General features: G+C 36.3%; 5 protein-coding genes. 1 reads left to right on the forward strand and 4 read right to left on the reverse strand.

The genetic code is table 11. The features are described 5' to 3' along the window. Positions 1–115: 115 nt before the first annotated feature. From V7122_RS03670 to V7122_RS03685, 4 genes are all read right to left on the reverse strand, one after another. Entirely contained in the window at positions 116–1,027 is a 912-nt protein-coding gene (locus V7122_RS03670; RefSeq protein ID WP_335525837.1) for a nuclease-related domain-containing protein, read from the reverse strand. Positions 1,028–1,250: 223 nt separating this feature from the next. Then, positions 1,251–2,522 carry a M48 family metallopeptidase gene (locus tag V7122_RS03675; protein ID WP_335525838.1) on the reverse strand — a complete coding sequence of 424 codons (1,272 nt, stop codon included), beginning with the start codon at positions 2,520–2,522 and terminating at the stop codon, positions 1,251–1,253. 167 nt (positions 2,523–2,689) lie between these two features. Next, positions 2,690–2,995 carry an AzlD domain-containing protein gene (locus V7122_RS03680; protein ID WP_335483195.1) on the reverse strand — a complete coding sequence of 102 codons (306 nt, stop codon included), beginning with the start codon at positions 2,993–2,995 and terminating at the stop codon, positions 2,690–2,692. Further along, positions 2,988–3,716 (reverse strand): AzlC family ABC transporter permease, encoded by a 729-nt coding sequence (locus tag V7122_RS03685; protein ID WP_335525839.1) that lies wholly within the window; start codon positions 3,714–3,716, stop codon positions 2,988–2,990. Before V7122_RS03685 ends, V7122_RS03680 begins: the two co-directional genes overlap by 8 nt. A 147-nt stretch (positions 3,717–3,863) precedes the next feature. Between V7122_RS03685 and V7122_RS03690 the strand changes: the two genes are divergently transcribed. Next, positions 3,864–4,415, forward strand: coding sequence for a helix-turn-helix domain-containing protein (locus tag V7122_RS03690; protein ID WP_335354467.1), 552 nt, complete (start codon positions 3,864–3,866; stop codon positions 4,413–4,415). Positions 4,416–4,428: the final 13 nt, after the last annotated feature.

A 4,428-nucleotide genomic window follows, 5' to 3' on the forward strand; every position in this document is an offset into this window, starting at 1 on the left:
CTCATACGGCGCTCCGAAACGCGTGCTATGAACATTTATGGTAAGTGTTTTTCGCATAAGTTTATCAAATTCTGTTCCGTAAGCCTTTTATTGCCCCATCCTGATATATAGATTTTCATAATTTCTCATAATAAGAATACTTACCATGCCCCAGCTGATTAAAGTTTTGCGTGAGCAGCCTTCTCATGGTTATCTTAGACTCGATAACCTTAAACCATTCCAGCATGTCATTTGTAGTAATTTTTCGGTCTGGAAAAAGAAATGCAAATTCCTCTACGCTGCGAAGTACTGCTGCAGTTAGTCCTTCCTTATGTCCACAATCTTTACAGACCACTCTGTTCATTTTCACCTCAACATTAAATGAACGGCAGCAAACACAGGTTACTCCTTTTTTTAGCTGGTCATAACTATAATCAAGTAAACGCATATATGGTGATTTCTCAATATGGAGGGATGTTAATCGTTTTGCGAGACTTAAGTGACTTTCTTTGTATTTTTTAGTGTTTTTGCTTAATTGTGTTATTAAGCGATTAAGCTGTGTAGGAAAAATAATAGGAAGGTCCATTGGTGCGTGGTATAAATAAAAGTCGGGGTAAATGAAAACAAGATTTGTTTCGATGGGGACATTGAGTCCAAGTTCCTGAAGCAACCTCCGGAGAAGGGATTCACACCGCCTTAACTGGTCCAATGGATTCCTTATTTCCACTTTCGAGAAGGTATACCACCTGCCATCCTTTAGAAAATAATCACCCTCGTAATTTTTAACTTCAAAAACAAATATTTTTTCAGAAGATATTAGCAATGTATCTATTTGAAAAACGGTATGATTATATTCGAGCATTAATCCATTTATTATTAGCCAATTAATAGCAAGGGGATTAATTAAAGCGTCAAACATTAGCTCTCCCTGATACCCCTTCTCAAGGCTCAAATAATAATTCTGATCCTTCTCCGATAAATTCGTTCGAACATTTAAATATCGAAAAAGCTTTAATTCTTCAGGCTCAGTGCGAGATTTAATAATCATTTTCCACATCCCATATTTAATTTTCTTTGTATTAGCGCTACATCAATGGATAAATAATCATGAGTAAAAAAATTAATCTAACTAGAAGTTTAATAGAGATGAAAAAAGCGGGAATAAACGGAGAGGTATCTTGTCACCATTTTAATTCTAATTATTAAATTGTCAAGACTTACCATGATCACAATTTCCCAAATAGCGTGAGCAGACAAATTGCCTGCTCACGCTATTTGGATCGCATTTTGATTTCATATTCTTCAAGCGTTGATATTCGTTCTAGCATAGTCGGATGACCATAACGGAATACTTTCACTAAAAGCGGAGGATTCACCTGACTTTTTCCAGCACGGGTTAATTCCTGAAAGGTTGAAATTGCCTCATCTGTGTCTTTTGTCAACTCAATTGCATATTGATCCGCACGTGACTCTTGATAGCGGGATACAAAATTTGAAAGCGGGCTTGAAATAAACAGCAGCATGGAAAGAATCATTAAGAAAAGCGGCAAGGAGCGAATATCATTGACTGCTGGAATCTTCAACGCTTCCCCCCACCTGCTAATCGCATACCCCATCAATCTTGCTGCTATATATAATCCGATTAAAGATAAAAGTAGATACCCGGCTATTCCGAAATAAATATGCTTTTCAACATAATGCCCCATTTCATGTGCCATAATAAATAGAATTTGGCCTTCAGTTAACCGATCCAAAGTCGTATCCCAAAGAACAATTCTTGAGTTTGTCCCAATTCCATTCACATACGCGTTAAGTGCATTCGTTTTTTCAGACATATTGACTTCGAATACATGCTCGGCAGGTATTTGAGCTTGATCGGCTAGTTCTAGAATTTTCGCTTCCAGCTCTTTATTTTTCAATGGATAAAAGTCATTATAAAGCGGATCAATAACAACAGGCTGCAAAAACATCATAAATAATGTAAATGGTATCGAAAGCAGCCATGCATAGAGCCACCATCTTTTTCGGCTTTTATTAATCAGCCAATAGAGAACCGAAACAATAATAATCATCGTCCCATAATTGATCCAGAAGTCAATAAGCTCATCCTTCATCCAGCCGCTAAAGGATTGCGTGGAAATATTATAGCTTTTAGAAAAAGAATAACTAATATAACTTAGTGGCATTGTCGCGATAAAAGCAAAAAAGGATAGCCAAATTAAATAAATGGCATTTTGAAAAAATTTAATTTTTGCTGTCTGCTCTGCCCACTTTTTAAATGTCTTTGAAAAACCAAGCAGCAAAATAAAAAGATAAAAAAGCCACTCAAATGGTGTAGACAAGAAAAATAATAAATTCCTTATCTTAGAATACTCCTCACTAAGCATAAGCTCTCTTCCATTTAGAAAGGTAGCTGGATCTGCCCTCGTCCCCTGATACTCGAAGGTCAAGCTTGTATCGGCAAAATAAAATAAATACCAATAAAAGAAAAGTCCATATAGGCAATAGGATATAACCCCATATAGTCCAATTTTTCTTGCCATCTCTCTCCCCCCTCTTGTACAACCCTTCAATGTAAGTTTAGTATAAAAATCAATATTTAGAACAAATTCTTAATACTTGCTATAGGCTTAAGCCTTTGTATAGCTTGTACATTTTCCATAAGAAAAAATCGAAAAAACCGATTCTATTTTGAACCGGCTTCCGATCATCACATAATAAAAGAATAGATTGATAAAACAACAATCGAACTTAAAACAACAAAAATAACATTTGCCCCAAGATACGCGACAAAAAAGGCAGCTGCTGCTCCTAATATCCCAAACCATACATCTTCATTAATAAAGAAAACTCCCGGAAAAACAAGTGCCCCTAGAGTAGCAGCAGGAACATTTTTAAGAACACCTTGCAGAAACACTGGCAATTCCTTCCCTTTAAAGAGCAAAAACGGAAGCATTCTAGGGATATAAGTAACAACCCCCATACCGATGATCATCCAAACAATATGACTACTCATTCCCTTTCCCCCTCTGCTTTTTCTTTACTCCTTCGATTAGCTCAATGATAACTGCTGATAAAAGTGTTGCAGCAACAATTGCCCAACCAGTTGAAAGTGCGTTGGTTATGGAGAAAATCGTATTAAAGCAGGCAGCTAAGGCTGCTAGGAACACTACTTTCACACTTTTTTTCATAGAAGGTACTAATAATCCAATAAACATCGCATAAAGAGCAATCGTCATGCTTTCCTGCAGTGTCTGGGGAAGGCTAGCCCCGAGTAAAAACCCAAACCCAGTTCCGGCAGCCCAACTCAAATAACCGATTAAATTAAGCCCAAGCATATATCCTGTAGTTACTGTTCCTTCCTTCATAGCCGCTACAGAAAAGGACTCATCCGTAATCCCAAACGAGTAAATAGCTTTGTTGACAAAATAATCTTCTTCACATTTTTCATTTAATGCTGATGACATTAAGAAATGTCGAATATTCACAATGAATGTTGTTAGAATGATTTCAAATACTCCTGTACCTAGCGTCAACAGGCTAAGGGATATATATTGGGAAGCTCCTGCAAACACGACTAAACTCATTAAAAGCGTTTCACCAAATGTTAGTCCAGTTGTTTTTGCCAGCAGTCCAAAGGTTAATGCAACTGGGATGTATCCAATTGCAATGCTAATTCCTGATTGAAATCCTTTCCTTAACTCTGACTGTGTTTTGTTTAATGCAAGTTCAGCCATTAGCTGCACCACCTTTTTTTTGAAAAAATCTGAAAGACATATGCTTAAAAATACACTATAATAGACATAATATATACTATAGCATCCGATAATTATAATATATTATACATACGAACGTTATAGTACACAATAGATTTGGAGGACAAAATGGAAAATATTCAAAAAAATATAGGAGAAAATCTAAGAAGTATACGTAAAAAAAGAGGACTAAGCCTTGATGTCACTTCAGAATTAACAGGGGTAAGCAAGGCTATGCTTGGTCAAATCGAACGTGGAGAATCTAATCCAACCGTTACAACATTGTGGAAAATTGCCAGCGGACTCCAAGTCTCCTTCTCCTCTCTAATTAAAGACGAACCCTCAGATTTATTATTTGTAGACTATAAATCCATTTCCCCCATCGTAGAGAGCAATGGAGAATATCGAGTGTACCCCATTTTTCCATTTGATCCTAGAAAAAAATTCGAAATCTTTATTGTAGAAATGGATCCAGGCTGCCAGCATCTTTCAGAGAAGCATAATGATGGTGTAGAAGAATATATCACTGTTCTAAAAGGTGAACTTGAAATTCAAATTGGTGAGCATTGCAGACAAGTATCCCCTGGAAATTCAATTAGATTCCTAGCCAATAAAAATCATACCTATAAAAATATTGGTACAGATTTAGTCGAATACCAAGCTGTCATGTATTATTTATAAAGTGAAACTTCAA

Origin of the sequence: Bacillus sp. JJ1532, assembly GCF_036965085.1 — a bacterium.
Classification (GTDB): Bacteria; Bacillota; Bacilli; order Bacillales; family Cytobacillaceae; genus Cytobacillus.